At 68.2% G+C, this 24,039-nt stretch carries 27 protein-coding genes; 10 read left to right on the forward strand and 17 right to left on the reverse strand.

Annotated elements, in window-relative coordinates:
• Nucleotides 1-108 precede the first annotated feature (108 nt).
• Both dinB and CMV14_RS04750 read left to right on the forward strand, forming a co-directional pair.
• Nucleotides 109-1,245 (forward strand): DNA polymerase IV, encoded by a 1,137-nt coding sequence (gene dinB, locus CMV14_RS04745; protein ID WP_176489120.1) that lies wholly within the window; start codon nt 109-111, stop codon nt 1,243-1,245.
• Between the two features lie 46 nt (nt 1,246-1,291).
• The gene (locus tag CMV14_RS04750; protein WP_066968608.1) at nt 1,292-1,954 is read left to right on the forward strand and encodes a DsbA family oxidoreductase; all 663 of its coding nucleotides are present in this window, start codon (nt 1,292-1,294) and stop codon (nt 1,952-1,954) included.
• 275 nt (nt 1,955-2,229) lie between these two features.
• On the opposite strand, the gene CMV14_RS04755 is transcribed toward CMV14_RS04750, so the two are convergent.
• From CMV14_RS04755 to htpX, 5 genes are all read right to left on the reverse strand, one after another.
• Nucleotides 2,230-2,757: a glycine cleavage system transcriptional repressor gene (locus CMV14_RS04755; RefSeq protein WP_066968656.1), complete on the reverse strand. Its 528-nt coding sequence runs from the start codon at nt 2,755-2,757 to the stop codon at nt 2,230-2,232.
• Between the two features lie 71 nt (nt 2,758-2,828).
• Nucleotides 2,829-4,556 carry a heparinase II/III family protein gene (locus CMV14_RS04760; RefSeq protein ID WP_066968606.1) on the reverse strand — a complete coding sequence of 576 codons (1,728 nt, stop codon included), beginning with the start codon at nt 4,554-4,556 and terminating at the stop codon, nt 2,829-2,831.
• Between the two features lie 10 nt (nt 4,557-4,566).
• Nucleotides 4,567-5,229 (reverse strand): ribulose-phosphate 3-epimerase, encoded by a 663-nt coding sequence (gene rpe, locus CMV14_RS04765; RefSeq protein ID WP_066968604.1) that lies wholly within the window; start codon nt 5,227-5,229, stop codon nt 4,567-4,569.
• Between the two features lie 205 nt (nt 5,230-5,434).
• Complete coding sequence (locus CMV14_RS04770) at nt 5,435-6,715, reverse strand: RsmB/NOP family class I SAM-dependent RNA methyltransferase (RefSeq protein ID WP_066968602.1); 1,281 nt, start codon at nt 6,713-6,715, stop codon at nt 5,435-5,437.
• A 68-nt stretch (nt 6,716-6,783) separates the two neighbouring features.
• Nucleotides 6,784-7,734: a zinc metalloprotease HtpX gene (gene htpX / locus CMV14_RS04775; protein WP_066968600.1), complete on the reverse strand. Its 951-nt coding sequence runs from the start codon at nt 7,732-7,734 to the stop codon at nt 6,784-6,786.
• A gap of 81 nt (nt 7,735-7,815) precedes the next feature.
• On the opposite strand from htpX, the gene CMV14_RS04780 reads away from it, so the two are divergent.
• Nucleotides 7,816-7,986: a DUF1674 domain-containing protein gene (locus CMV14_RS04780; protein WP_066968655.1), complete on the forward strand. Its 171-nt coding sequence runs from the start codon at nt 7,816-7,818 to the stop codon at nt 7,984-7,986.
• A 105-nt stretch (nt 7,987-8,091) separates the two neighbouring features.
• Here the strand turns inward: CMV14_RS04780 and CMV14_RS04785 are convergent, their stop codons facing one another.
• From CMV14_RS04785 to CMV14_RS27465, 5 genes are read right to left on the reverse strand one after another with little or no spacing between them, the layout of a single operon-like run.
• Nucleotides 8,092-8,949, reverse strand: a complete 858-nt coding sequence (locus tag CMV14_RS04785; protein ID WP_066968598.1) for a COG4223 family protein — start codon at nt 8,947-8,949, stop codon at nt 8,092-8,094.
• A gap of 35 nt (nt 8,950-8,984) precedes the next feature.
• A complete protein-coding gene (locus tag CMV14_RS04790) occupies nt 8,985-9,674 on the reverse strand; it encodes a uroporphyrinogen-III synthase (RefSeq protein WP_066968596.1) in 690 nt (229 codons plus the stop codon).
• The gene (hemC, locus tag CMV14_RS04795; RefSeq protein WP_066968652.1) at nt 9,671-10,600 is read right to left on the reverse strand and encodes a hydroxymethylbilane synthase; all 930 of its coding nucleotides are present in this window, start codon (nt 10,598-10,600) and stop codon (nt 9,671-9,673) included. Before hemC ends, CMV14_RS04790 begins: the two co-directional genes overlap by 4 nt.
• A 24-nt stretch (nt 10,601-10,624) precedes the next feature.
• Entirely contained in the window at nt 10,625-12,007 is a 1,383-nt protein-coding gene (locus tag CMV14_RS04800; protein WP_066968594.1) for an MATE family efflux transporter, read from the reverse strand.
• A gap of 47 nt (nt 12,008-12,054) precedes the next feature.
• Entirely contained in the window at nt 12,055-13,122 is a 1,068-nt protein-coding gene (locus CMV14_RS27465) for a methyl-accepting chemotaxis protein (RefSeq protein WP_066968592.1), read from the reverse strand.
• A gap of 110 nt (nt 13,123-13,232) precedes the next feature.
• On the opposite strand from CMV14_RS27465, the gene tsaD reads away from it, so the two are divergent.
• Both tsaD and CMV14_RS04815 read left to right on the forward strand, forming a co-directional pair.
• A complete protein-coding gene (gene tsaD, locus CMV14_RS04810) occupies nt 13,233-14,270 on the forward strand; it encodes a tRNA (adenosine(37)-N6)-threonylcarbamoyltransferase complex transferase subunit TsaD (protein WP_066968590.1) in 1,038 nt (345 codons plus the stop codon).
• On the forward strand, nt 14,267-15,262 hold the full coding sequence (locus CMV14_RS04815; protein ID WP_066968588.1) for an NAD(P)H-dependent glycerol-3-phosphate dehydrogenase: 996 nt from the start codon (nt 14,267-14,269) through the stop codon (nt 15,260-15,262). Before tsaD ends, CMV14_RS04815 begins: the two co-directional genes overlap by 4 nt.
• Before the next feature lie 103 nt (nt 15,263-15,365).
• On the opposite strand, the gene CMV14_RS04820 is transcribed toward CMV14_RS04815, so the two are convergent.
• On the reverse strand, nt 15,366-15,848 hold the full coding sequence (locus CMV14_RS04820; RefSeq protein WP_066968586.1) for an outer membrane protein assembly factor BamE: 483 nt from the start codon (nt 15,846-15,848) through the stop codon (nt 15,366-15,368).
• A 143-nt stretch (nt 15,849-15,991) separates the two neighbouring features.
• On the opposite strand from CMV14_RS04820, the gene CMV14_RS04825 reads away from it, so the two are divergent.
• The gene (locus CMV14_RS04825) at nt 15,992-16,513 is read left to right on the forward strand and encodes a ubiquinol-cytochrome C chaperone family protein (protein WP_066968584.1); all 522 of its coding nucleotides are present in this window, start codon (nt 15,992-15,994) and stop codon (nt 16,511-16,513) included.
• Entirely contained in the window at nt 16,510-17,031 is a 522-nt protein-coding gene (locus tag CMV14_RS04830) for a YceD family protein (protein WP_066968581.1), read from the forward strand. The genes CMV14_RS04825 and CMV14_RS04830 overlap by 4 nt, the downstream gene beginning before the upstream one ends.
• Before the next feature lie 15 nt (nt 17,032-17,046).
• Here the strand turns inward: CMV14_RS04830 and nhaA are convergent, their stop codons facing one another.
• A complete protein-coding gene (gene nhaA / locus CMV14_RS04835; RefSeq protein ID WP_066968579.1) occupies nt 17,047-18,195 on the reverse strand; it encodes a Na+/H+ antiporter NhaA in 1,149 nt (382 codons plus the stop codon).
• Nucleotides 18,196-18,323: 128 nt separating this feature from the next.
• Between nhaA and CMV14_RS04840 the strand changes: the two genes are divergently transcribed.
• On the forward strand, nt 18,324-18,779 hold the full coding sequence (locus CMV14_RS04840; protein WP_066968577.1) for a hypothetical protein: 456 nt from the start codon (nt 18,324-18,326) through the stop codon (nt 18,777-18,779).
• Nucleotides 18,780-18,788: 9 nt separating this feature from the next.
• On the opposite strand, the gene nadB is transcribed toward CMV14_RS04840, so the two are convergent.
• The 5 genes from nadB to CMV14_RS04865 all read right to left on the reverse strand — a co-directional run bounded on the left by nadB (nt 18,789) and on the right by CMV14_RS04865 (nt 23,194).
• Complete coding sequence (nadB, locus tag CMV14_RS04845; protein ID WP_066968575.1) at nt 18,789-20,387, reverse strand: L-aspartate oxidase; 1,599 nt, start codon at nt 20,385-20,387, stop codon at nt 18,789-18,791.
• Nucleotides 20,380-21,303 carry an ABC transporter ATP-binding protein gene (locus CMV14_RS04850; RefSeq protein WP_066968573.1) on the reverse strand — a complete coding sequence of 308 codons (924 nt, stop codon included), beginning with the start codon at nt 21,301-21,303 and terminating at the stop codon, nt 20,380-20,382. Before CMV14_RS04850 ends, nadB begins: the two co-directional genes overlap by 8 nt.
• Nucleotides 21,304-21,351: 48 nt before the next feature.
• Nucleotides 21,352-21,981 (reverse strand): hypothetical protein, encoded by a 630-nt coding sequence (locus tag CMV14_RS04855; protein ID WP_139114781.1) that lies wholly within the window; start codon nt 21,979-21,981, stop codon nt 21,352-21,354.
• A complete protein-coding gene (locus CMV14_RS04860) occupies nt 21,978-22,721 on the reverse strand; it encodes a M23 family metallopeptidase (RefSeq protein WP_139114780.1) in 744 nt (247 codons plus the stop codon). The genes CMV14_RS04855 and CMV14_RS04860 overlap by 4 nt, the downstream gene beginning before the upstream one ends.
• Before the next feature lie 98 nt (nt 22,722-22,819).
• Nucleotides 22,820-23,194 (reverse strand): reverse transcriptase-like protein, encoded by a 375-nt coding sequence (locus tag CMV14_RS04865; protein WP_066968569.1) that lies wholly within the window; start codon nt 23,192-23,194, stop codon nt 22,820-22,822.
• Nucleotides 23,195-23,228: 34 nt separating this feature from the next.
• Between CMV14_RS04865 and CMV14_RS04870 the strand changes: the two genes are divergently transcribed.
• On the forward strand, nt 23,229-23,567 hold the full coding sequence (locus CMV14_RS04870) for a hypothetical protein (protein ID WP_066968567.1): 339 nt from the start codon (nt 23,229-23,231) through the stop codon (nt 23,565-23,567).
• Nucleotides 23,568-23,712: 145 nt separating this feature from the next.
• A complete protein-coding gene (locus CMV14_RS04875; protein ID WP_066968564.1) occupies nt 23,713-23,919 on the forward strand; it encodes a zinc-finger domain-containing protein in 207 nt (68 codons plus the stop codon).
• The last annotated feature ends 120 nt before the right edge of the window (nt 23,920-24,039 follow it).

Raw genomic sequence — 24,039 nt, forward strand, 5'->3', positions numbered from 1 at the left:
GGGATTTCCGGACAAACGCGACTCCCCCGGCAGGGTTCCCATGTTGGCAACGCTTCACCGCATCGCGCACTGGCATGGCCGCACCTTATATTGTATTCGCTTTGTTCCATGGAAGGGCCCGATCAGGCGGCGGGGGATGATGGTGCGGGCGCCGGGGAAGGCGCGGGCGGCCGCAAGATCATCCATATCGACATGGATGCCTTCTATGCCTCGGTCGAGCAGCGCGACGATCCGACGCTGAAGGGAAAGCCGGTCGCCGTCGGAGGGACTCGGGAGCGCGGCGTCGTCGCGGCGGCGAGCTACGAAGCGCGGACCTATGGCGTCCGATCGGCGATGGCGTCGGCCCTGGCGCGGCGGATGTGCCCCGACCTGATCTTCGTGCGCCCGCGCTTCGACGTCTATCGCGAGGTATCGCGCCAGATCCACGGTATCTTCGCCGAGTTCACCGACCTGATCGAACCGCTGTCGCTGGACGAGGCCTATCTTGACGTCACCGACAACCATCAGGGCATCGGCACCGCGACCGAAGTCGCCCGCCAGATCCGCGCGCGGATCAAGGCGGAGACGGGGCTGACCGCGTCGGCCGGGGTCTCCTACAACAAGTTCATCGCCAAGCTCGCTTCCGACCATAACAAGCCCGACGGGCTGTGCGTCGTCCGCCCCGACCAGGGGCCGGCCTTCATCGCCAGGCTGCCGGTGGGGCGTTTCCACGGCGTCGGCCCCGTCACCGCGACGCGGATGGAGAAGCTGGGCATCCATACGGGCGCCGACCTGCGCCGGTGCAGCCGCGAATTCCTGGCGCAGCAGTTCGGCAAGTCGGGCGATTATTTCTACCTCGCCGCGCGCGCGGTCGACCATCGCCCGGTGCGGCCCGATCGGGTGCGCAAATCGATCGGATCGGAAAACACCTTCTTCCACGACCTGTTCAGCCATGAAGACCTGACCGCCGCGCTGCTGGAATCGAGCGAGAATGTCGCGCGCCATGCGGCGCGTACCGGCAAGGCGGGGCGCACCGTCTCGATCAAGCTGCGCTATTCGGATTTCCGCACGCTGACCCGCGCCAGGACGCTGCCCGCGCCGGTTTCTGATGTCGACAGCATCCAGCAGGTCGCACTGGCGCTGCTCGCTCCGCTGGAGCCGGTGGAGCAGGGCATCCGCCTGCTCGGCGTCACCCTCTCCAGCCTGGGCGAGGGCGAGGAGGAACTGACGGTGACCGCCGAACAATTGGCGCTGGCCTTCGAATAGGGTAGGGAGGGGCCGGCCGGGGGGCTGGAAGGAGAGGGGGCTGCCCATGCCCATAGCCCTGAAGATCGATTTCGTGTCCGATGTGTCCTGCCCCTGGTGCATCATCGGCCTGCGTGGCCTGGAACAGGCGCTGGAGCGCACCGCCGACCTGGTGGAGGCCGACATCCATTTCCAGCCCTTCGAGCTCAACCCGATGATGCCGAAGGAGGGTGAGAACAGCGCCGAGCATATCCTGCGCAAATATGGCCGTACCGAAGAACAGTCGCAGGATGTCCGCGCGATGATCCGCGACCGCGCCGCCGAGGTGGGTTTCGCGATCAATAGCGGCCCCGACAGCCGCATCTACAACACATTCGACGCGCATCGCCTGCTGCATTGGGCGGGAATCGAGGATGGCGCGCGGCAGCAGGCGCTCAAGCATGCGCTGTTCGAGGCTTATTTCACCGACCAGCGCGATCCGTCCGATCCCGACGTGCTGCTCGCCGCCGCCGCGAAGGCCGGGCTCGACCGCGCCGGGGCCGCCGCGGTGATCGCGTCCGATCGCTATGCCGAGGAGGTGCGCGAGGCCGAGCATCTCTGGCAGCGGCGTGGAGTCAGCTCGGTGCCGGCGATCATCGTCAACGATCGCTGGCTGATCTCGGGCGGACAGCCGCCCGACGCCTTCGAACAGGCGATCCGCTCGATCGCGGCGGAGCTGGCGCCGGCTTAGAGCGATTTCTAGGCAGATGGATACATCTGCCGAATCGGAAATCGCGGTAGAACAACAAGATAGAGCCGACGAGCCGATACAATCGGATCGTGAAAGGCTCTAACCGTGGTAGACCCGTCATTCTGACGAAAGTCAGGATCCAGACGCGCCGCGCTCCGGTTCCAGCCTTGCGGCAATGGATGCTGAATCAAGTTCAGCATGACTGGACGAGACCTTGATGGAGCCCGCCGCTCTCATGCCTTCGGTGGATGCGCAGGCGCTTCCACCTCAACCGATCAGGCGTTTTCCGCCTGCACGCTGAAATCGACCATGATCTCGCCGGAAATCTCCTCCAGCGCCTCGCGCACCCGATCGGTGGAAGTGCCGGCGGGCAGCAGCAGTTTCGCCCGTCCCCGGAACAGCGGCGCGCCGGACCAGGCACTGCCCTCGATCGCGGTGGTGAAGTCCTCGATGTTGACGTGGAGCCCGGCGAGCACGGTCGTCACTTCGCGGACGATGCCGGGCCGGTCCTGGCCGACGATCTCGATGCCGAGTGGCTGGCCCTGGCCGCGCTCGCCATCGCGTGCGGCCGGGACGATCGCGACAGTGAGGCCGACCGCGTCGATCGCGCGCGCCGCGGCCTCCAGTTCGCCGAGCCGATCGGCGGGAAGCTCGACCAGCACCGAGCCGACATATTTGCCGCCGAGCCGCGACAGGTGGCTCTCCAGCCAATTGCCGCCCGCCGCATAGACCGCATCGGCGATCGCGCGGGTCAGGCCGGGCCGGTCGCTGCCGACCACGGTAAGGATGACGGACTGGTTCATGGCGGGCCTCTCCGGGGATATAGGGCCGCGATGGTGCGCGGATTTCCGCCCGATCGCAATGGTGTGGAGAATCAGCCCGACCGGGCGAAGGCCCATTTCACGTCGATGCCGTCGGACAAGGCGGTGCCGCTGATCACCAGTTGGCGGGTCGGCTGGGGACGGCCACGCGAGTCGATCCACAGGCTGTCTTCCACGCCGACCTCGCCGCCCGTCGCGCGGAAGCGCCACAAGGCACCCTCGGCGATGCGCAGCAGCGCGCCGCCACCATCGGCGGTGGCCGAAACGTCGACCCCGGGGGCGAGGTGGAAGCGGATCGCGAAGCCGCTCTCCTCCCCGCGCGGGCCACGGCCGGTGGGCAACAGCTGGTCCTGTCCGTGCACCTCGCGTCCGCCGGCCGCGATCTCGATCCGGCGGCGGTGTGCGAAGCCATAGCGCCGGGCATAGCCATCGTGCCGCATGTCGATCTGGCTGCCGTGCATGTCCTCCTGCCGCTCGACCTCCACTTCGGTCACGCCCTTGCCGAGCGTGCCGTCCGGATGGACGGCGGTCGAGTGGCTGTCGGCCAGCACCAGGGTCGAATGGGCAGCGGTGCTGCGCAGCGCCTGGGCGAGATCGGGATGGAGCGCGTTGTTGGCGCCGCGCCCGCCGCCGCAGTTGACGATCAGCCGCCATGGCCCGTCCGACATCTCGAAGCCCAGGGTGGAGGCACAGGCATCGTGCGCGAAGCGGGAGATGGGCGGCGGGGCGGCGTCGGCGATGATCCGGGTATGGCCGACCGAGAGGCGCTGATAGCCCCATTCGCGCGACTGCCGTAGCGGACGCGCCCGTACCCCCGAGGCGGTGACCACGGCATCGATCCGTCCGCCGTCGATCGGTGCGGCCCCCTGCCAACTCGACAGGCCGCCATCGCCGAGCGTCAGCCCCAGCAACGGCGGCACGGCCATGGCAAGCGCTTCGCCGAGCGGCACGGGCGGCCGTTGACCGCGCATCTCGTAATATTTGCGCAGCATGGCGAGCAGGCCGATCAGGTCCATCTGCTCGACCGGCGAGCGACTGACGATTCCGCCATCGCTATGGAGCGCGTCGGCGAGCGCGCGCTCCAGCCCCTTCTCGCCATGAAGCTGGCGCAGCTCGCCGCCGGGGATCAGCAGCCCCGCCGCGACCACCCCGGTCCATGCGGCGACGCGGGCGAGGCCGGGCGCCGCCTTGTCGGCGCTGTTGTCGAGATGGCGTGCACCGCGGCTCAGCGTGTTGAGCAGCGGCGTGCGCAGTTCGTCGGACGACATGATCAGCGGCGCATGGCAGCCCCAGAACAGGATGCGCCGCCCCCACAGGTCCGGCCGCCAGGCGAATTCATGGATCTGCTTGCCGAACGCGTCGAGCCAGCGCTTGGCCAGCAACTCGGCGATCGGCGCCACGCGCTGGCGCGGCCCGGCGGCGCTCAGGTCGCGCAGCCAGGCGAAGCTCTGGAGATGATCGCTGAACGCCGTCGACATGGTGCGCGGACGGAAGTCGTAATCCTCGATCCGGACGCTCTCGCCCTGCCAGAGGATCTCGCCGTCCAGCATCGCCCCGCCAAGGCGGACCAGACCCTCGATCGGATCTGCCGGCACATCGAACAGCTTGAGCGGATAGCGGCCGCGCAGCCTGAAATGGTGGACCGGGGTGCGCCAGCTCAGGGCATGGACGCGGCCGGCGAGGCGTTCGGCGAGCGAGTGGCTGCGGTCATGCTCGACGCTGATCAGGCGCCGGCCGGGCTCGACCCTGTCGTCGAAGCCGGAGCCTCCCGCATCGTTCATGCCGTGCCGCTCACGCCCCGCGCAGGCCCGCTATGTTGCCCGCATAAGCGGAGGGGCCGCCCTTGAAGCTGGCGGTGCCGGCAACCAGCACATTGGCGCCCGCCGCGATCACGCGCGGGGCGGTGTTGGCGTCGACGCCTCCATCCACCTCAAGGTCGATCGGCTTGCCGGTCTTGTCGATCATCTTGCGGATCGCCTCGATCTTGCGCAGCTGGCTCTCGATGAAGCTCTGCCCGCCGAAGCCGGGGTTGACGCTCATCACCAGCACGAGGTCGACCTCCTCGATAATGTAATCGAGCGTCTTGGCCGGTGTGGCGGGATTGAGCGAGACGCCGGCCTTCTTGCCGAGCGCCTTGATCCGCTGGATCGTACGGTGGAGATGCGGGCCCGCCTCCTGGTGGACGGTGATGATGTCCGACCCGGCATTGGCAAAATCCTCGAGGAAGCTGTCGACCGGCGCGATCATCAGATGGACGTCGAAGATTTTCTTTGTGTGGGGGCGCAGCGCCTTCACGACGCCCGGGCCGATCGTGATGTTGGGCACGAAATGGCCGTCCATCACGTCGACATGGATCCAGTCCGCCCCCGCCTCGTCGATCGCGCGCACCTCCTCGCCCAGCTTGGCGAAATCGGCGGAGAGGATCGAGGGCGAGATGAGGATCGGGCTGGTCATGATGGTCTTCCGATTAGCGGGGCGGGGGGAGGGGGGCAAGGAGGGGAAGCCGATATAAGGTCCTCCCTATGCGAAGCATGGAGAGGGGGACCGCTCGTAGAGCGGTGGAGGGGTAAGGTGCGAAGCGCCGTCTGCGACGTTGCCCCCTCCACCACACCTGCGGCGCGGTCCCCTCCCCCCCATCGCTTCGCGACAGGGAGGATCTTTAATCGTGCCGGAACCGCGCCACGAAGAAGCCATCGGCCCCACCGCGATCGGCGAGCGTTCCGGGGCGGATGCGGACGCGGCCGACCTTGTCGGGGGCGATGCCCTCGGGCAATTCTTCGGCGCCCGCCGGGTCGATCGCCCAGCCGGGCTGGCGGGCGAGGAACGCCTTGGCGATCTGCTCGCCCTCGTCCGCTTCCAATGAGCAGACCGCGTAGACCAGCCGCCCGCCCGGGGCGACGAGGCCTGCCGCATGGTCGATCAGCCTGGCCTGCACCTCGACGGAGTCGCTGATGATGCGCGGGCCGGCGCGGTGGAGCACGTCGGGATGGCGGCGGAATATCCCGGTGGCGGAGCAGGGCGCGTCGAGCAGGACCGCGTCATAGCGTGCGCCTTCATCGAAGGTGGCGGCATCGGCGATGCGGGTTTCGGCGGCGAGGCGGGTGCGCTCCAGATTTTCGGCCAGCCGCTCCATCCGCGCTTCGGACAGGTCGACGGCGGTGACGGCCCAGCCGGCGGCGGCGAGCTGCATCGTCTTGCCGCCCGGCGCGGCGCAGAGATCGAGCGCGCGGCGGCCCCCCTTGCCTTCATCGGTGCCCGCGCCCAGCAACCGGGCGGGGATCGAGGCGGCGATATCCTGCACCCACCAGGCTCCCTCGTCGTAGCCGGGCAGGTCGACGATGCGGCGGCCGGCGGCGATGCGGACATGACCGGGGGCCAGGCTCTCCCCCTCCAGCCGGGCGGCCCATTCGGCGGTATCGAGGCCAGGTTTCAGGGTCAGGTCGACGGGCGCGGGCCCGGCCAGCGAGAGGCGGGCGGCCTCGGCCGCGTCCTTGCCCCAGCTTCGGGTCCAGCGATCCGCGATCGCCGGGGGAAGGTGCGGCGGCTGGGGCAGGGTGTCGCCGTCGCGCATCACCGTCGCGAACACGCCGTGGACCAGCTTGCGCGGGCCGCCGTCGACCAGCGGCAGGACCGTGGCGATCGCGGCATGCTGCGGCGTGTCCATCGCCAGCGCCTGGACCAGTGCGATCCGCAGCACCATCCGCGCCTTGGCATCGGGCGGCAAAGGCCGTTCGGTGGCGGCATCGATCAGCGTGTCGAGATCGGTCGTCCGGCGGAGCACCTCGGCGGCGATGGCATGGGCGAAGGCGCGATCATCGCCGCGATCGAGTTCGGCGCAGGCGCCGTCCATCGCGGCTTCGAGCGGCAGGCCCCGGCGCAGCACCGCATCAAGCAGGCGCAGCGCGGCGCGGCGGGTGGGGGTTCCGGTTGGGTCAGACATCAGGCCGCCTTACAGGCGATCCGTTCAAGAGCAAATCGCCGCAGCCAGGCTGAGGCCGGGGCGACGGTTCATCGCCCGTTGGGATCGAGCGCGCTGGTACGCCGCCTGGTCCTTGGCACGGAAGAGGCACCCGCGCGGGCCGGCGGTATTGCCGCGAAATTGGGGGCCGGGGTCAGCACGCCCATCTCGTTGGCGATGGCTTCGAGATGAGCGATGCGGTTCTCGGTCGCCGGATGGGTGGAGAACAGGCTGTCGCCGCTGCGCCTGAGGCCGGGCACGATGTAGAGCGCCGCCGCCGCCGGGTTGCGTTCCACGACGGGGTTGGGGATGTGCGCCGCGCCGCGCGCCAGCTTGGCGAGCGCCGATGCGAGGGCGCGGGGCTTGCCTGAAATCTGCGCGCCGCCGAGATCGGCGCCATATTCGCGCGAGCGGCTGATCGCCATCTGGACGATCATCGCGGCGAAGGGCGCGACGAACACGGCAAGGATGGTGGCGAGCACCTGCCCCCCGTCGCGATCGCGCCCACCGCCGAAGAACATGCCGAAATTGGCGAGCATCGAGATGGCGCCGGCGATCGTCGCGGTCATCGTCATGATCAGCGTGTCGCGGTTGCGGACATGCGCCAGCTCATGCGCCATCACGCCCTCTATCTCGTCGCGATCGAGCATGCCGAGCAGGCCGGTGGTCGCGGCGACGGCGGCATGGGCCGGGTCGCGCCCGGTGGCGAAGGCGTTGGGGTGCTCGCTGTCGATAATGTACACGCGCGGCATCGGCAGGTTCGCGCGGCGTGCCAGGTCCTGGACCAGCCCGACGAACTCAGGGCAGCTGCGCGTATCCACCTCGCGCGCGCCGTGCATCTTCAGCACGATGCTGTCGGCATTCCAATATGTGAAGAGGTTCATGCCCGCGGCGATGACCAGCGCGATCATCGCCCCGCCCGTTCCGCCGATGGTGAAACCCAATGCCATGAACAGCGCGGTGAGCGCCGCCAGCAGCATCGTCGTCTTCAACATGTTCATCTCTTGCCTTCGCTCCTTCGAGCGCCAATGTGGGGAAGAATGGCGCGCTCTTCAATCGGACGCGCGGTGAAAGGATCGACGATGTCCGGCAAGAGACCGCCCCATGTGAAGCCCCCCGCGCATCTGTCGCCGAGCCCGCCGGTGCCGCAGCCCGAAGAAGTGGTGGTGAAGCCGGAGAGCGGCGGCCGCGACGGGCCAGATCCCACCCGCTATGGCGACTGGGAGCTGAAGGGGATCGCAGTCGATTTTTGAGAGTCTTTAGTTTGCCCTCAAGCGCCGGGCGGGCACATCCGTGCCCTTGGCTTTCCTCGCAATAAGCTCGGGCGGCCGTTCGGCCTTGCGGACCCTGTGGGTCCGTCAGTTGCGTTCTGACACTGCCGGTGCCGGTGCCGGCTCCGGCCCTGCCTGCACCGGCTCCAGCAGCGCTGCGCTTTCGATCCGGTCGAGCGCGGCGCGGGACTGGACGTAGCGGCGGGCGTCGGCGATCCAGCCTTCGGCGGCCTTGCGGCCCGGGAGCCGGGCGACCTCGACCAGGGCACCATCGACATGGCCGGCGGCCAGGGCATCCTCGGCACGCGACAGGCGATCCACCGGGGCGGTCGAGGGGGTGTCGGCGCGGCGCACGACGATCAGCCCGGCCAATTCGCGGCGGACGCCTGCCCACCAGCTCTCATTCTCGGCGGCGACGGCGAGCTTCGGGCGCAGCACCTCCAGCTTGTCGCGGAGCTGGGCGATCGTGACCGGCTGGCGCCCGGCGCTGATCACCACCGCCACGGCCTGCGGCTCGAGGCGGCCGAAGCGTTCGCGCAGCGCGCCCTCCAGATAGCCGAGCGGGGCACCGCGATCGATCGCGCGACGGGCCGCGAAGGCGACCAGCAGCCGTTCGGCGCGATGCGCCTCGGTGGTCGCGGCGGCGGTGCGCTCGTCGATGTCCTCCACCTTCTGCTCGATCTGGTCGATCCGCTGGTCGAGGATCGTCCGGACGACGTCCGCCGCCGGCGGCGGCGCGATGTCGATCAGGGGGACACGACGCGGGGGTGTCGCGGCGGGGACCACCACGGGCACGGTCGGCTTGACGACCTCCGCCACCTCATCGAAGCGGTGGAACAGCCAGGCCATCGCGCCCATGCCGAGCAGCAGGGCGACCAGCAGCCCCAGCAGCAGCGGCATGACGGAACGGCGCGGTCGGCCGTAGGTGTCGGCGGGGTCGGGCATGGGTTGCTCAGCTCGCTCTGGTCGCTCCGGCGACCTTATTGGCACAGCCGGGCCGCCGCCGCCAGCAGCGCGGCATCGTCCGGCTTATGGGCAGCGATCGAGCGGCGCCAGCCTTCTCCCGCCGCGGTCAGAACCGCGGGCGCCAGCGCCGCGATCCGGATGCGGCCGCGCGGGATCCGGACGGTTTCCAGCAGCCGGACGAAATGCTCGGCGGCGCGCCCCGAATGAAGCAGCACCACGCATCCGCTCTCGCGCAGCGCGGTGACCGCCTTGCCCCCCAGCAGATCGATCGCGGCGCTGCGATAGACGATGCGGCGATCGATGGTGATCGCTTCATGGCCGACGTCGCGATAATCCTCGCCGGCGAGATGGAGCGCCGTCTTCACGCCATTTTCCGCCGCCGCTTCCAGCATGACCGCCGCATCGCCCCGCCCGGTGCGGATATCGGCGAAACCGGCCGCCTTGAGCGCGCGAGCGGTCGCGTCGCCGACGGCATAGGCGGGCATGTCCGCATAGGCTCCGATCGCCTGGCCGGCCTGCCGCACCGCATTGGCGCTGGTCACGAAAAGCGCCTCATAGTCTTCCGCCGGGGGAGAGCCCCAGGCGATCGGCTCGATTCGGAAGATCGGCGAGACCACGGGGCGCCAGCCTTCGTCGAAGGCCCGCTTGGCGGTCATGCTCGCGCCCGGTTCGGGGCGCAGGATCAGGAGCGGGGTGCGGCTCATGCGCCGGTGAACAATGCACGCAGGCGGGGAGAGGCGCCGTCGAGCAGCCGCTTCGCCAGCGCCTCGGCATCGCCGGTCCGGAGCAGCATCGCCTCGCCGCTGCGGCATTCGTCGCCGTCCTCGGTCAAGATCTCGGCGCGCATGTGCAATCCAGCGCCCGAGCGCACCGCGAGCGCGGCCACGGGCGAACGGCAGTCGGCGCCGAGCGCGGCGAGCAGCGCCCGTTCCGCCGAGACGCAGGCATTGGTCGGGGCATCGTCTATGGCGCCGAGCAGCGCGCGCATGTCGGTTCGGTCGGCGAGCGTCTCGATGCCGATGGCGCCCTGCGCCGGGGCGGGGAGCATCTGTTCGACCGGAATGGGGTGGCCGATCTCGTCGCGTCCCAGCCGGATCAGGCCGGCGCCGGCGAGCAAGGTCGCCTCCGCCTCGCCCGCCGCCAGCTTGGCGAGGCGGGTATCGACATTGCCGCGGAACAGCACGATCCCGGCATCGGGCCGGGCGCGACGGACCTGTGCCGAACGACGTGGCGACGATGTGCCGATGCGCGCGTTTGCGGGAAGCGCGGCGAGCGAGTCCGCGCCGATCAGCCGGTCCCGCACATCGGCGCGCGGCAGCATCGCGGCGATGACGATCTCGGCCGGGCGGATCGTCTCGACATCCTTCATCGAATGGACCGCGAAGTCGATCACGCCATCCAGCAGCGCGCGATCCAGCTCCTTGGTCCACAGCGCCTTGCCGCCGACTTCGGCCAGGGCGCGGTCCTGGATGCGGTCGCCGCTGGTCTTGATCGCGACGATCTCGATCGCGTCCTCATCCCAGCCATGGGCGGCGCGAAGGGCGGCGATCGTCATCCGCGCCTGGGTGAGCGCAAGCGGAGAGCCGCGCGTGCCGAGGCGCAGCGGACGGGTGGGGAGGGAAGCGGTCATGTCGGCCACTGCATAGTCAAGGCGTCAGCGCGGCACCAGCCCAAGCCGCTCGCGTCGCGACCAGCGCATGACGAGCAGCACGGCCACCACGCCCAGGCCCGAGGCCAGGCCCAGCCAGATGCCGACCCCGCCCATCCGCATCGGGAAGGCGAGCAACGTGCCGATCCCGATGCCGATCACCCAATAGCCGATCGCGGCGAAGATCATCGGTACGCGGGTATCCTGCAGCCCGCGCAGCACGCCCGCCGCGATCGCCTGGGCGCAGTCGACCAGCTGGAACAGCGCCGCCACCGCAAGAAAGGAAATGGCGAGGCGGGTCACTTCCGCATTGGCCGGCGCGTCGACATCGATGAAGCCGAAGACGAGCAGACGGGGCACGCCGATCAGCGCGGCCGCCGAGCAGACCGCGAAGGCGGTGCCAAGGCCCAGCGCCAGCCAGCCCGCGCGGCCCGCCGCCGCCGGGTCGCGCCGGCCATGGGCATAGCCGACCCGCACCGTGGCCGCCTGGCCGATCCCCATCGGCACCATGAAGCAGAGCGCGGCGATCTGGATCGCGATGGCGTGGGCGGCCAGCGGGGCGCGGCCGATCAGCCCCATCAGGAAGACGGCGGCGTTGAACACCGTGACCTCCAGGCCCAGCGTGATGGCGATCGGCAGGCCGACCTTCCAGACGGTGCGGAAGCGGCCCCAGTCGGCGCGCCAGAAGCGGCCGAGCAGATGATAGCGGCGGAAGCGCCGGTCGAGGCTGACGACCAGCACCATGCCCAGGAACATGAACAGCGAGCTGAGCGTGCCGGCGAGGCCGGCGCCGTGCAACCCCATCGCGGAAAAGCCGAGATGCCCGAAGATCAGCACCCAGCCCGCCAGGGCGTTGAACGGCACCGTCAGAAGCGTCACGATCACGCCCCAGATCGGCCGTTCGAGCGCGGCCACGAAATTGCGCAGCACCAGGAAGCCCATATAGGGCAGCAGCGCCCATTGCAGGCTGCGCACCAGATCCGCGGCATTCGCCGACAGTTCGGGATCCTGCCCGATCAGGATCAGGATCGCCTCGGCATGCCAGAGCAGCAGCCAGACCGGCGCGCAGATCGTCGCGCCCGCCCAGATCGTCTGGCGCACGGTGCGGCGGATGTCGCGCACCGAATGGAGCCGGCGCCCGCGCTCGCTGGCGATCAGCGGGGAGGCGGCGGTGGTGAGGCCGATGCCGAAGATCAGGAAGGCGGTGTAGAGGTTCAGGCCCAGCGATCCGGCCGCGACCGCATCGGGACCCAGCCGGCCGAGCAGCAGCAGATCGGTCGCCGCGATCGCCGACCAGCCGAGATTGCCGATCACCAGCGGCACGCTGAGCGACAGCAGCGCGCGCGCCTCGGTCGCCCAGGGCGTGGATGGCCTTACATTGTTGTCCATGGCGCGCTGCTTAGACGCGCGAGTGGGGCTAGGCCACCCCCGGAAAGCTAGTCGGCGACGGTGGCGAAGCGCTCGCTCATCATCTTCGCGGCGGCCTCGGTGGCGGCCCTGGTGTCGCTTGCCAGCTTCTTCACCTCCTGCGCGACCACCGCGAAGCCGCGCCCCGCCTCGCCTGCACGTGCCGCCTCGATCGTCGCGTTGAGCGCGAGCAGGTTGGTCTGCGCCGCGATGCCGTTGATGCTGGAGACGATCGTGGAAACCTTGCCGATCAGGTCGCGCAATTCATTGCCGCGCGTCTCGATCCGGGCGCGGAAGGCGTGGCTCTCCTCCAGCCGGGACTCGATCTCCTGTTCGAGACGGACCTGATGGGTCACATCGCTCGCGAATTTGACGACCTTCCACGGCCGTCCATCGGCGTCCAGCACGGGATTGTAGCTCGCCTGTATCCACACGGCGCTGCCGTCCCGAGCGCGGCGGAGATAGCGGCCGGCGTCAAACTCGCCGCGCCCCAGCCGCTGCCAGAGCGACTGATATTCAGGCGAACGGACGAGCTGGTCGTCGCACAGCATCCGGTGGTGCTGGCCAATCAGATCGGCCGCGCCATAGCCGAAGATGCGCTGGAAATTCTCGTTGGCGGCGAGGATCGTGCCGTCGAGCGCGAACTCGATCACGGCCTGCGACCGCTCGATCGCGGCCAGCTTGCCGACATGATCGGCCCGCTCGCGCATGGCCGTGCTGATGTCTGACGCGATCTTGAACACGCGCTGGGGCCGGCCCTCGGCATCGGGCACCGGGTTGTAGCTCGCCTGCAGCCACAGTTCGCGGCCGGCCTTGCCGAATCGTTTATATTCGCCGGCATCGAACTCGCCCCGGCCCAGCTTCGCCCAGAATGCGGCATAGGCCGGCGACCGGGCGTCCTCCGCGCCGCAGAAGATGCGGTGGTGCTGGCCGACGATCTCGTCGAGGGCATAGCCCATCAGGCGCAGGAAGACGTCATTGGCCCACAGGATGACGCCGGACAGGTCGAATTCGACCACCGCCTGAGACCGGCACAATGCCGCCCATGCCGCGCTATCGCTGCCGTTGCCGGCTTCCAAGCCGATCTCGCCCGACATGTCGAATCCTCTCTCCACCATGAATCGGTCCGTTGTAGGGGAAAGCTGGTTAACGGGCGGCTAAAGGATGGCGCTTCCCCCTCGAAGGATCAGGCTCTAGACGCGACGCCATGGCCCTGATCCTCGGTATCGAATCGAGCTGCGACGAGACCGCCGCCGCCTTGGTGACCAGCGATGGCCGCGTCCTGGCGCATCGCCTGGCGGGGCAGGAAGAGGCGCACCGTCCGTTCGGCGGCGTGGTGCCCGAGCTGGCGGCGCGCGCGCATGTCGAGATGGCGGTGCCGCTTGTCGAGGGCGCGCTGGCCGATGCCGGCGTGACGCTGGCCGATGTCGATGCGATCGCGGCGACGGCCGGTCCGGGGCTGATCGGCGGGGTCATGGTCGGCCTGATGACCGGCAAGGCGCTGGCCCATGCCGCGAACAAGCCGCTGATCGCGGTCAACCATCTGGAGGGCCATGCGCTGTCGCCGCGGCTGGCCGATCCGAACCTAGCTTTTCCCTATCTGCTGCTGCTTGTCTCGGGCGGCCATTGCCAGCTGCTGCTGGTCCGCGGCGTCGGCGACTATCGCCGCCTTGCGACGACGATCGACGATGCGGCGGGCGAGGCGTTCGACAAGACTGCCAAGCTGCTCGGCCTCGGCTTCCCCGGCGGCCCGGCGGTCGAGCGCGCGGCGCGCGAGGGCGATCCGAAGGCCGTGCCCCTGCCGCGCCCGCTGGTCGGCAGCGGCGAGCCGCATTTCTCCTTCGCGGGGCTCAAGAGCGCGGTGCTGCGGGCGCGGGATGCCGGCGTGCATCGGTCCGAGGACATCGCCGCTTCGTTTCAGCAGGCTGTGGTCGATTGCCTGACCGACCGGACCCGGATCGCGATCGAGGCCGTGGAGGATGATGTGACGGCGCTGGTGGTGGCCGGCGGGGTTGCCGCCAACCAGGCGATCCGCACCGCGCTGGCGGGGCTGGCCGAACGGACGGGGCTGGCCTTCGCCGCGCCGCCGCTGTGGCTTTGCACCGACAATGGGGCGATGATCGCCTGGGCCGGCGCGGAGCGCTTCGCGGCGGGGCTGATCGACGATATGGAGGTTCCGGCGCGGGCGCGCTGGCCGCTCGATCCGGGCGCGGAAAAGGCGCGGGGCGCCGGGGTGAAGGCATGAGCATGGCGTTGGAGAGGCTGGGCGTGATCGGCGGCGGCGCCTGGGGCACGGCGATGGCCCAGGTGATCGCGAGCGACGGATCGGACGTGCTGCTATGGGCGCGCGAGACCGAGGTGGTCGAAGCGGTGAACGCCGATCATGCCAATCCCCTGTTCCTGCCGAACGTGCCGTTGAGCGATCGCATCCGCGCGACCGGCGATCTCGGCGCACTGGCGGACTGCGATGCGCTGGTGGTGGTGGCGCCGGCCCAGTTCCTGGGCGCCGTGCTGGCGGAGGCGCCCTGCGGCGATCGGCCGCTGGTGCTCTGCGCAAAGGGGATCGAGGCGGGGACGCAGCGGCTGATGTCCGAGGTGGCGGCCGATGCCGCGCCGGCTGCCCCGATCGCGGTGCTGTCGGGGCCGACCTTCGCGCATGAGGTGGCGGCCGGGCATCCGACGGCGATCACGCTCGCCTGTGCCGATGAGGCTGTCGGCCTCGCCCTGGCCGAACGGCTGCGGCGCCCGGGGTTCCGGCCCTATCTATCGCAGGATGTGGTGGGGGCCGAGATCGGCGGGGCGGTCAAGAATGTGCTGGCGATCGCCTGCGGCGTGGTCGAGGGGGCCGGGCTCGGCCAGAATGCCCGCGCCGCCCTGATCAGCCGTGGATTTGCCGAGATGACGCGCTTCGGCCTTGCGCGGGGCGCCCGCGCCGAGACGCTGGCGGGGCTCTCCGGCCTGGGCGATCTGGTGCTGACCTGCTCGTCGAGCAGCTCGCGCAACTTCTCGCTCGGCAAGGGGCTGGGCCAGGGCATTCCCGCCGCCGATCTGCTGCGCGACCGCCGCACCGTCGCGGAAGGCGCCGCGACCGCGCCGGTTCTGGCCGACGCCGCTCGCGCGGCGGCCGTCGATATGCCGATCGTCGATGCGGTCTGCGCGCTGCTCGCCGGGCAGGCGATGGTAAGCGAGGTGGTGACGGCGCTGCTCAGCCGGCCGCTGAAGCAGGAAGGACGATAGCCATTAGCGGTCGCCCCGGCGGAGGCCGGGGCCGCCACGGGCTCTTGCGGAAGCCTCTCCGCTAAATTTCTTGCGGCCCCGGCCTCCGCCGGGGCGACAATTCCTAATTAGGGTTGTCGGCCGTGCCGCCGGCCTCACCCACGCTGCCCACCCGGCCGATATTGCCGAACAGCTCGCGGAAGAAGCCGCGCTTGCTGCCAAGGGTCGGGGTCTTGTCGCCGAGCAGGGAGACATGGGCGATCTTTTCCATGCCGGTCCGTTCGACCGCGGAGACATTGCCCTGCTGGTCGAAATGGACGGCGAGGACGGTCTGCGCGACCGGCTTGGGGGTCCGGTAGCCCACCTGGCGGGTGTCGCGGGCGACATAATACCAGGTGCGGTTGCCGTCGAACTGGCCGGCAAAGCTGGGGCGGCCGAGCGTCTTTTCCACCGATTCGCGGTTGTCGACGCCGGGCGAGACCGTGCCGATCAGGGTCGAGTCGACAACATAGCCCTTATGGTCGCGGATGCGTGCGCAGCCCGCCGTCAGGCCCAAAACGGCGATCGTTCCGGCCAGCGCCGCCGATCGCAACAGGGTCCGGGGCATGCGTTTCTCCTTGAACTCTAGACGGCGCGCTCGCGGCGCGGGCACTCGCCTCAATATGCGCGGGGACTGCCTAGTGGCAAGATGCAGCCGCTCGGTATAGAGGCGGCGCTTGATGCCCGCTGAACGGGCGCGAGGATGAAGACGTGCAATTTCTGAAGACCCTGTTCGGCTTCGGCCCCGATCCGCGCGAGGAACTGGTGCCGCTCTACAGCGCGATCGTGCGCGTCGCGCGGGAGCCGGTCTGGTATGCCGGCATGGGTGTGCCGGACACGATCGACGGCCGGTTCGACATGGTCGCGGCGATCCTTTCGCTGGCGCTGGTGCGGATCGAGGCGGAAGGCGATGCGGGCCGTGCGCCAGGCTCCTACCTCACCGAGGTGTTCATCGACGACATGGAGGGCCAGATCCGCCAGATCGGCATCGGTGACGTGATCGTCGGCAAGCATCTCGGCAAGATGGTGGCGGCGATGGGCGGCCGGCTCGCGGCCTATCGCGCGGCGATCGGCGATCCGGCGGCGCTGGAGGAGGCGTTGCTGCGCAACCTGTGGCGCGGCGAACCCGGCCCCGAGGCGAAGCCGGCGCTGGTCGCTGAGCGGCTGCGCGGGATCGCGACCCAGATGTCGGTGGTGCCGTTCGGCGAACTGCTGGGCGGGCGGCTGGCATGACCGGGCCCGAATTCTCGCGGCCGGTCCGCATCGACACGCTGGGCGAGGGCGGGCGGATGATCGCGATCGAGGCCGCCGAAGGCGAGCGGGCGGCGCTTGCGGAACGCTTTGGCCTGCTCGCGCTGGAGGCTCTCACCGCCGAGGCGAATCTGCGCCGCGAGGGAGATGTGATTCTTGCCGAAGGCCGGGTGAAGGCGCGTGCCGTCCAGGTCTGCGTCGCCAGCGGCGGGCCGGTGCCGGCCGACGTGGACGAGACCTTCAGCCTGCGCTTCGTGCCCGAAGGACAGGACGGGGGAGAGGAACTCGAACTCGACGCCGGGGATATCGACAGCATCGACTATGCCGGCGGCGCGGTCGACCTGGGCGAGGCGGTCGCCGAGACGATGGCGCTGAGCCTCGACCCCTTTCCGCGCGCGGCCGATGCCGATGCGATATTGAAGAAGGCGGGCGTGCTTACCGAGCAGGAGGCGGCGGAGGCATCGAGCCCGTTCGCGGCGCTCAAGGGCAAGCTCAGATAGGGCGCTGCCCGTTGTTCACCGCGCCGCGCCGGGCGTCCGGGAAATCGCGGGAGCGAACCGCAGCACCGCATAGCCGCAGATCGCCGACAGCAGTGATCCGCCCAGCACGCCGATCTTCACCTCGTCGCCGAGCAGCGGATCGTCGAAGGCGAGGCCGCCGATGAACAGGCTCATCGTGAAGCCGATGCCGCAGAGCAGCGCCACGCCGTAGACCTGGGCCCAGCTGGCGCCTGCGGGCCGCCGCGCGAGGCCACAGGCGACCGCGAGACGCACGCTGGCGAAGATGCCGACCTGCTTGCCCAGGAACAGCCCGAGCGCGATCCCCAGCGGCAGCGGTGCCAGCAGCTGCGCGACCCCAACCCCGGCGAAGGAAACTCCCGCATTGGCGAAACCGAACAGCGGCACGATGCCGAAGGCCACCCAGGGGTGCAGCGCATGTTCGAGCCGTTCGAGTGGCGACGTCCTGCCGACCTGCGCCGGAATGGCGAAGGCGGCCAGTACGCCTGCGATCGTCGCGTGGACGCCCGACAGCAGCACCGCCAGCCACAGCCCCGCCGCGAGCAGCAGATAGGGCCAGAGTGCGCGGACGCCTATCCGCCCGAGCACGGCCATCGCTGCCCAGATGAGCAGCGCCGCCAGCAGCGCCGGGCCGCTGATCGAGGCGGTATAGGCCAGCGCGATGATCCCCACCGCGCCCATGTCGTCGACGATGGCGACCGTGGTCAGAAACAGCTTGAGCGAGGCCGGCGCGTGCGATCCAAGCAGCGCGAGCACGCCGATCGCGAAGGCGATGTCCGTCGCGCTCGGGATCGCCCAGCCGCGCAGCAGCGGACCGGCGGCCCCTGTCGCCGTCAGGTACACCAGCGCCGGCATCGCCATCCCGACGGCCGCTGCGATGCAGGGCAGGATGCGGTCGGGCCAGGTCGCCAGATGACCGTGCAGCCACTCGCGTTTGATCTCAAGGCCGACGAGCAGGAAGAAGACCGCCATCAGCCCGTCGTTTATCCAGTGAAGCAGACTGAGTGGCCCGAGCGGGGCTTCCAGCGCCGCAAAATAGAGGGACGCGGCCGGGCTGTTGGCGAACAGCATCGCCGCCGCTGCGGCCGCGAACAGGGCGATTCCCCCGGCGGCCTCGGTCTTCAGGAAATCGCGCAACGCACCCATGGCATCATCCTAGAGTCTTAGAACGCCGATGTCGAAAGCTGCCGTAACGTCATACCATGGTCTTAAAGCCGGGTGGCCTGCCGGTTCCGGTAACCTTGCGGTCATCATATCGGCCCAGCGCTATGCCCATGACATCGCAGCGCGACATATTGCTGGCCCGGCTCGACGAGCACCAGGCCAAGGCTCTTGAGATCATCAAGCGCGGTGACATGTTGCTCGCGCCGGTTGCGGAGCCCGATCCCCTTCTGCTGGTCCAGTCGCGCTGGGAACTGACCCGCATCCTCGTCGCTTATCAGGCCTTCAAGCATCATGAGTTGTTCAACCCGATCATCCGCAGCGGCGCGCCCGACAAGGCGCGACTGGCCGAGCAGATGAAGCGCGAGTGCGTGGCGATCGGCGATGAGTATCGTGAGCATGTCGCGCGTTGCACCAATCTCGATATCCCGAAGCACTGGGACAGCTACCGCCCGGCGGTGGCGAAGCTTCTCGCGCGGATCAAGGCGCATATGGCGCGCGAACGCTGGGTGACCGAAAGCCTGCTGCTCGGCCAGCCGGTGGCGGAGCGGGTGGCGGCGGGGCGCTGATCGGCTGGTTCATGGCACCAGGATCGTATCCTTCGCCTCGTCGAGGGTGTCGGGATAGTCGAGCGTGTAGTGCAGGCCCCGGCTTTCCTTGCGGTGAAGCGCGGAGCGGACGATCAGGTCAGCGACGTCGACGAGGTTGCGCAGCTCGATCAGGTCGGGCGTGACGCGGAAATTGCCGTAATAATCGGCGACCTCCTGCCGCAGCAGCGCCACCCGATGCGCCGCGCGCTCCAGTCGCTTGGTGGTGCGGACGATGCCTACATAGTCCCACATGAAGCGGCGGATCTCGCGCCAGTTGTGCTGGACGATCACCTCCTCGTCGGAATCGGTGACCCTGCTTTCGTCCCAGGGGCGGATTGGCGGGGGTGCGGGCATGTCGTCGAAATTGGCCTTGATATGCTCGGCGGCGGCGTCGCCAAACACGAAGCATTCGAGCAGCGAGTTGGAGGCGAGGCGGTTGGCGCCGTGCAGGCCGGACTGCGTGACCTCCCCCGCCGCGTAGAGGCCGGGCAGGTCCGTCCTCCCGTCGAGATCGACCATCACCCCGCCGCAGGTGTAATGCGCGGCCGGCACGATCGGGATCGGTTCCCTGGTGATGTCGATCCCCAGGCCCAGCAGCTTGGCGTGGATCGTCGGGAAATGGCCGATGACGAAATCCGGGTCCTTGTGGCTGATGTCGAGATGGACATAGTCGAGGCCCAGCCGTTTGATCTCATGGTCGATCGCCCGCGCCACGATGTCGCGCGGCGCCAGTTCCGCCCGTTTGTCGAAGCGCGGCATGAAGCGGCGGCCGTTGGTGGGCAGCTTCAACTGGCCCCCTTCGCCGCGCATCGCCTCGGTGATCAGGAAATTCTTGACCTCGAGATTGTACAGGCAGGTCGGGTGGAACTGCATGAACTCCATGTTGGAGATGCGGCAGCCCGCCCGCCACGCCATGGCGATGCCGTCCCCGGTCGCGCCCTTGGGGGAAGTGGAGAAGAGATAGGCGCGGCTCGCCCCGCCGCTGGCCAGCACGGTAGCCCTGCCGGTGAAGGTCTCGATCTCCCCCGTTTTGCGGTCGACCGAATAGACCCCCCAGACATGGCCATCGCCCGAATAGCGCTCGCCATGGCGGCTGGTGACGAGGTCGATCGCGGCGCGATCGGGGAACAGGGTGATGTTGGGATGCGCGCTCGCCGCCTTCTCCAGCGCGATCTGCACCGCCTGGCCGGTGGCGTCGTCGACATGGACGATGCGGCGGTGGCTGTGCCCGCCCTCGCGGGTCAGATGCCAGCGGTCATCCTCGCTCTCGCGGCTGCCGGGGTTGAACGGCACGCCGAGTGCCGCGAGTTTCTCGATCGCGAGCGGGGCATGCTCGACGACGAACTCGACCGCCTTGCGGTCGTTGAGCCCGGCGCCCGCCACCATCGTGTCCTCGATGTGCGATTCGAAGGTATCGCCCGGTTCCAGCACGGCGGCGATCCCGCCCTGCGCCCAGGCGGTCGATCCATCGGAGATGCCGGCCTTGGCCAGCACGCCCACGCGGAAGCGATCGGCAAGGTTGAGCGCGGCGGTGAGCCCCGCCGCACCCGATCCGATCACGACGACGTCGAAGCTATGTTCAGCCATTGCTCGCGCGCGTCAGAGCCAAGAAGACATCCTCCAGATCGGCTTCCTGGGTCGAGACATCGACGATGCCCAGCCCATTTTTTTGTACCGCGGCCAGCACTTCGCCCGCGTTCACCTTGTCCTTGCTGTATGTGATGACAAGGGTACGGCTGCCCTTGAGTTCGACCTTGTCGAAACAGATCGCATCGGGCGCCCGGTCCAGATCGCGGTCGACCGTCACCGACACCGCCTTCTCCTGCGCCTTGCCGACCAGATCGCGGGTCGCCTCGTTCGCGATCACCCGGCCATGGTTGATGATCGCGATCCGGTCGCACAGCTCCTCGGCCTCTTCAAGATAATGGGTGGTCAGCACCACCGTCACCCCGCGCTGGTTGAGCTCGCGCACATATTCCCAGAGCTGCTGGCGCAATTCGACGTCGACGCCGGCGGTCGGCTCGTCGAGGACGAGCACGGGCGGCGAATGGACCATCGCCTTGGCGACCAGCAGCCGCCGCTTCATGCCGCCCGACAGCGAGCGCGCATAGGCATCGGCCTTGTCGGAGAGATGCACCGCGCGCAGCAGTTCGTCGGTCAGCCGCCTGCCCTTGGGGATACCGTAGAAACCGGCCTGGTTCTCCAGCGTCTCGCGCGGGGTGAAGAAGGGATCGAACACGATCTCCTGCGGCACGATGCCGATCGACGCCTTGGCGTTGCGCGGGTCGCGATCGATATCGAAGCCCCAGATCGACACGTGCCCGGCGCTCTTGTTCACGAGGCCGGCCAGGATGTTGATCGTCGTCGACTTGCCCGCGCCGTTCGGGCCGAGCAGCCCGAAGATCGAGCCGCGCGGAACATCCAGATCGACATCGAACAGGGCCTGCTTGCCACCCTTATAGACCTTGGACAGGCCCCTGATGCTGATCGCCGCGTCGCTCATGCGCGGGGGCATAGCGGGTGCGGGCGCGTGGTGCAAAGGCGCAGACAGTTAGAACCAGCAGTCCAAGGAGGTTTGATCCTTTTGCCGGATCAGTTCAACGGTTGGAGCCGTTTCCGAATTGCCAGGCGCTTGCTTGCCATCGGCTGAAAAGGCGAATCCAGCTCTGTTAAGGGTAGAGCGAACATGTTCAAATGGCTCGGAAAATCTGAAGCTATAGGCCCATGCATCGCTGAAGTTGGTTCTTTGGCTTTCAATGCCCACCATCGTTAGGCCACGCCAACGCGCCTTTACAGGAAGGCGTGCTTCCATCACCGATTCGTTCTCCTCTTCCATTTCAGGTGCGCGCAATTCGTGGAGCGTCGGGGAGCCAAAAGCCGATAAATAGCGTTCGGCGGCGACGACCTTGCCCAGTGTGATCGGCTGACCATCACCATAGCTGTGCAAGCCGTCCATGAGGCGCTCGCCTTCTTTATTGAGATAACACAGGCTGGGATCGGTAAAGACGATGAGCTCATCCAAGGTGATCAATGATGGTTGTCGCGGCGGTTCGGATTGCTTGGGTGCGGCGGAGGCTTGAGGAACAGTTTTAGATTTCGAGGAATCGCCGTCGCTAGGCGAAGGGCGCTCGCAACTCGCCATAGTCAGACTGGCTACCAACACGATCAACTGTCGCTTCATTCTTCGATCCAATCGTCACCCTGATGGCCATTAGGATATCGGGCGCCGCGATGCATGGCATCCCTCTCTCGAAAGCGGCGGAGGCGTCTCCCCCTGCCTCCGAAAGGATCGTCTTCGGGTGGAGCGATTAACCGGCCGTTCCGATCAAAGGCTTGAACATGGACATGCGGTCCGGTTGAGCGTCCGTTGGTGGAGTCTCCGTAACGCCCTATCGCGTCACCTCTTCGAACTTGGGTACCCTCCGGCAGAGTCGACGAGGGATCAAGATGACCATAGCCAATCCGACTACCATCAGGTCTCTCGATCCAGGTGCGCCATCCTAATCCCCGGTTGTGGTCGTTAGGGTTTTGCCAGCCAGTCATTCCTCGCATCACGATGCCATCGGAGGAGGAATACGCCGTGCCGCGCTGGTGCCGTCGCCCATTCACCACGATATCGTCGACCTGATATCCGCCCGGCCCCGCTAGAGGATCTTCTAAGTCGAAATCGTAAGGCAACCTGGGCGGCGGTTGGGTAACGCTGCCGAAGTCCGGCAGCGCGCCGACATGATAGTCTAGTTTTGGTGCTGGCGATGGCGTTGCCCGTGGCTGCGGCTCGGGGGGCAAGCCGGACTCCAGTCCGGCCATCTTCAGCATATCCTCATAGTCATCGAGGTCGCGCCGGTCTCGGGCGCGTCCGTTTTCCTCGGCTTCCTCCAGCAGCATTTTCTGCCAGACATTGGCGTAGGGACGTTCGGGCAATTTGATCTCCTTCGATTCGTTGGATCGAAGCGTCTCAAGCCATTTCCTACTAATCAAGAACAAAAAGAGAACGCAATCAAGGGCGATGTTGGGGGGAATCAATAGCCCCTGTGCATCCGCTCCAGCGCGATCCCGGCGAGGTTCTGCTTGCGGCCGACATGGCGCAGCCGCACCCGCTCGAAGCTGGCCGCCGCCGTGCGGAAGCGGTCGATCCAGGGTTGGCGGCCACGTTGTCTTCCTTGAGCCTGGCGGATCACCGACAGCGAGTCGCCCAGCAGGATGATGTCGGCGAGGCCACGCTGCCGTGCCTCGTCGAGCGCGTGGAGCAGCGCCGACCATTCGGCGTCCTCATTGTCGCCCTGCTCGCCGGTCCGGCGGATATCGGCGATGCCGCCGATCACCACCGCGATCTCGATCGGGCCAGGGTTGGGGCGGCAGCCGCCGTCGAACCAGATGCTGGTCGGCTTATTCATAGCGCCTTCACGTCGCGGGGATCATCACGGAGCCATGACAGCATATCGTGCCCTCGTCCGCCATGCCCTGCCGCTCGCCGTGCTGCTGCTGGCGGGCACCGCCGCGCGGGCGGCCGGGGAGCAGGTGATCGCGCTGAGCCCGGCCGAGAAGGCGAAGCTGCTTGACGAGGTCGCGTCGCGGCCGGCGAGGCCCGATCCCGGCGAGCCCGCGATCAACGGCCTTGGCGGCAGCCGCCAGGTCCATGGCGAGGTCGGCATGTTCGTGGGGACCGGCGGAGCGCGTGGGATGTTCGGATCGGCGGTCGCGCCGATCGGCGACAGCGGCTCGATCGCGATCGCCTTCGAGAACAGCCGATACGGGCGGTTGCGCTGATACTCCTTCGTCGTCCCGGCGGAGGCCGGGGCCGTAAGAGGCTCTTGCCGACACTTCATCCTCAAACGCCTGCGGCCCCGGTCTCCGCCGAGGCGACGGTGATGGGATCGTTGCGCGACTCTGCGCCCCTTGCTAATCGGCGCGCATGAGCAGCCAGCCGACCGCCCCTGAGACCGTCACCGTCACCTCGACCCGCGTCGCCTGCGACGGCGCCAGCGACATTCCCGGCGGCGCCGCGCTCGGTCATCCGCGCGTGTTTATCGAGATCGATCCCGATCTGGGCTATGCGGACTGCGGCTATTGCGACCGGCGTTTCGTCCTGCAGGGCGGAGCGACGGGCGGGCATCACTAACAGGTCTTCATCATCCTGACGGAAGTCAGGATCCAGATACGCTGCCTTCCGGTTCCATTCCCAGCGCTGCGGCAATGGATGCTGAATCAGGTTCAGCATGACGGGCAGGATTTTCGGAGC

This window comes from Rhizorhabdus dicambivorans, from assembly GCF_002355275.1.
GTDB classification, from domain to species: Bacteria; Pseudomonadota; Alphaproteobacteria; order Sphingomonadales; family Sphingomonadaceae; genus Rhizorhabdus; species Rhizorhabdus dicambivorans.

Bases quoted from the DNA above. Each gene is read 5' to 3' on its own strand.
- CMV14_RS04875 (WP_066968564.1), top strand. From the start codon at position 23,713: ATGAGCAGCCAGCCGACCGCCCCTGAGACCGTCACCGTCACCTCGACC.
- CMV14_RS04755 (WP_066968656.1), bottom strand. From the start codon at position 2,757: ATGAACCAGTCCGTCATCCTTACCGTGGTCGGCAGCGACCGGCCCGGC.
- nadB (WP_066968575.1), bottom strand. From the start codon at position 20,387: ATGGCTGAACATAGCTTCGACGTCGTCGTGATCGGATCGGGTGCGGCG.
- dinB (WP_176489120.1), top strand. From the start codon at position 109: ATGGAAGGGCCCGATCAGGCGGCGGGGGATGATGGTGCGGGCGCCGGG.
- CMV14_RS04750 (WP_066968608.1), top strand. From the start codon at position 1,292: ATGCCCATAGCCCTGAAGATCGATTTCGTGTCCGATGTGTCCTGCCCC.
- CMV14_RS04785 (WP_066968598.1), bottom strand. From the start codon at position 8,949: ATGCCCGACCCCGCCGACACCTACGGCCGACCGCGCCGTTCCGTCATG.
- CMV14_RS04800 (WP_066968594.1), bottom strand. From the start codon at position 12,007: ATGGACAACAATGTAAGGCCATCCACGCCCTGGGCGACCGAGGCGCGC.
- CMV14_RS04840 (WP_066968577.1), top strand. From the start codon at position 18,324: ATGACATCGCAGCGCGACATATTGCTGGCCCGGCTCGACGAGCACCAG.
- tsaD (WP_066968590.1), top strand. From the start codon at position 13,233: ATGGCCCTGATCCTCGGTATCGAATCGAGCTGCGACGAGACCGCCGCC.
- CMV14_RS04790 (WP_066968596.1), bottom strand. From the start codon at position 9,674: ATGAGCCGCACCCCGCTCCTGATCCTGCGCCCCGAACCGGGCGCGAGC.
- CMV14_RS04770 (WP_066968602.1), bottom strand. From the start codon at position 6,715: ATGTCTGACCCAACCGGAACCCCCACCCGCCGCGCCGCGCTGCGCCTG.
- htpX (WP_066968600.1), bottom strand. From the start codon at position 7,734: ATGAACATGTTGAAGACGACGATGCTGCTGGCGGCGCTCACCGCGCTG.
- CMV14_RS27465 (WP_066968592.1), bottom strand. From the start codon at position 13,122: ATGTCGGGCGAGATCGGCTTGGAAGCCGGCAACGGCAGCGATAGCGCG.
- CMV14_RS04780 (WP_066968655.1), top strand. From the start codon at position 7,816: ATGTCCGGCAAGAGACCGCCCCATGTGAAGCCCCCCGCGCATCTGTCG.
- CMV14_RS04865 (WP_066968569.1), bottom strand. From the start codon at position 23,194: ATGAATAAGCCGACCAGCATCTGGTTCGACGGCGGCTGCCGCCCCAAC.
- hemC (WP_066968652.1), bottom strand. From the start codon at position 10,600: ATGACCGCTTCCCTCCCCACCCGTCCGCTGCGCCTCGGCACGCGCGGC.
- CMV14_RS04815 (WP_066968588.1), top strand. From the start codon at position 14,267: ATGAGCATGGCGTTGGAGAGGCTGGGCGTGATCGGCGGCGGCGCCTGG.
- rpe (WP_066968604.1), bottom strand. From the start codon at position 5,229: ATGACCAGCCCGATCCTCATCTCGCCCTCGATCCTCTCCGCCGATTTC.
- CMV14_RS04820 (WP_066968586.1), bottom strand. From the start codon at position 15,848: ATGCCCCGGACCCTGTTGCGATCGGCGGCGCTGGCCGGAACGATCGCC.
- CMV14_RS04870 (WP_066968567.1), top strand. From the start codon at position 23,229: ATGACAGCATATCGTGCCCTCGTCCGCCATGCCCTGCCGCTCGCCGTG.
- CMV14_RS04760 (WP_066968606.1), bottom strand. From the start codon at position 4,556: ATGAACGATGCGGGAGGCTCCGGCTTCGACGACAGGGTCGAGCCCGGC.
- CMV14_RS04830 (WP_066968581.1), top strand. From the start codon at position 16,510: ATGACCGGGCCCGAATTCTCGCGGCCGGTCCGCATCGACACGCTGGGC.
- nhaA (WP_066968579.1), bottom strand. From the start codon at position 18,195: ATGGGTGCGTTGCGCGATTTCCTGAAGACCGAGGCCGCCGGGGGAATC.
- CMV14_RS04850 (WP_066968573.1), bottom strand. From the start codon at position 21,303: ATGAGCGACGCGGCGATCAGCATCAGGGGCCTGTCCAAGGTCTATAAG.
- CMV14_RS04855 (WP_139114781.1), bottom strand. From the start codon at position 21,981: ATGAAGCGACAGTTGATCGTGTTGGTAGCCAGTCTGACTATGGCGAGT.